The 1,254-nt window shown below is 60.4% G+C and carries 1 protein-coding gene; it reads left to right on the top strand.

What is annotated here, in order from left to right:
• Nucleotides 1-1,254 (top strand): nucleobase:cation symporter-2 family protein (locus tag AC1DRJ_RS28245; RefSeq protein ID WP_477805038.1); only part of this gene is annotated, 1,254 nt, incomplete at both ends.

Below are 1,254 nucleotides of genomic sequence, written 5' to 3'. Positions count from 1 at the left end.
CCATGTACGGTGGCATCGTCGCGGTGCCKTTGATCATTGGTCAGGCCGCYGGGCTCTCGCCGGCGGACATCGGTTTGTTGATTGCTGCTTCATTGTTTGCAGGGGGGCTGGCGACRTTACTCCAGACCCTTGGTTTACCGTTTTTCGGTTGTCAGTTGCCGTTGGTACAAGGTGTATCGTTTTCTGGCGTCGCGACCATGGTGGCGATTGTCAGCAGTGGCGGGGAGGGTGGGTTTCAGTCRATTCTCGGGGCGGTGATTGCCGCRTCKTTGATTGGCTTGTTGATCACGCCRGTGTTCTCGCGCATCACCAAGTTCTTYCCGCCGCTGGTCACGGGYATTGTGATCACCACCATCGGCCTGACGCTGATGCCGGTGGCYGCRCGCTGGGCCATGGGCGGCAAYAGCCAYGCKCCGGACTTCGGCAGYATGGCGAACATTGGYCTGGCGGCRGTGACGTTGRTRTTGGTKYTGCTGCTGAGCAAGATMGGCAGCGCGACCATYTCCCGWTTGTCGATTCTGCTGGCGATGGTCATCGGCACGGTCATCGCGGTGTTCCTTGGCATGGCRGACTTYTCRTCTGTTACYGAGGGSCCGATGTTYGGCTTCCCGACCCCGTTCCATTTCGGCATGCCGACTTTCCACTTCGCTGCCATTCTGTCGATGTGCATCGTGGTCATGGTGACGCTGGTGGAAACTTCGGCGGACATCCTCGCCGTCGGTGAAATCATCGGCACCAAAGTCGACTCCAAACGCCTGGGCAACGGCCTGCGCGCCGACATGCTGTCGAGCATGATTGCGCCRATCTTCGGTTCGTTCACCCAAAGCGCCTTCGCCCAGAACGTCGGGCTGGTGGCGGTGACCGGGATCAAGAGCCGYTTYGTGGTYGCCACMGGTGGTTTGTTTCTGGTGRTYCTCGGCTTGCTGCCCTTCATGGGCCGGGTCATCGCGGCRGTRCCGACRTCTGTCCTCGGCGGCGCCGGTATCGTGCTGTTCGGCACCGTGGCGGCCAGTGGTATTCGTACGCTGTCCAAGGTTGACTACCGCAACAACGTCAACYTGATCATCGTCGCCACCTCCATCGGTTTCGGCATGATCCCYATCGCTGCRCCGAGCTTCTACGASCACTTCCCAAGCTGGTTCGCGACCATCTTCCACTCGGGCATCAGCTCGTCGGCGATCATGGCCATCGTGCTSAACCTGACCTTCAACCACCTCACGGCCGGCAACTCGGATCAGCAGTCGGTGTTTGCGG

The sequence above is a fragment of the Pseudomonas sp. P5_B2 genome (assembly GCF_056400445.1).
This window is presented reverse-complemented; position numbering and strand designations above follow the sequence as displayed.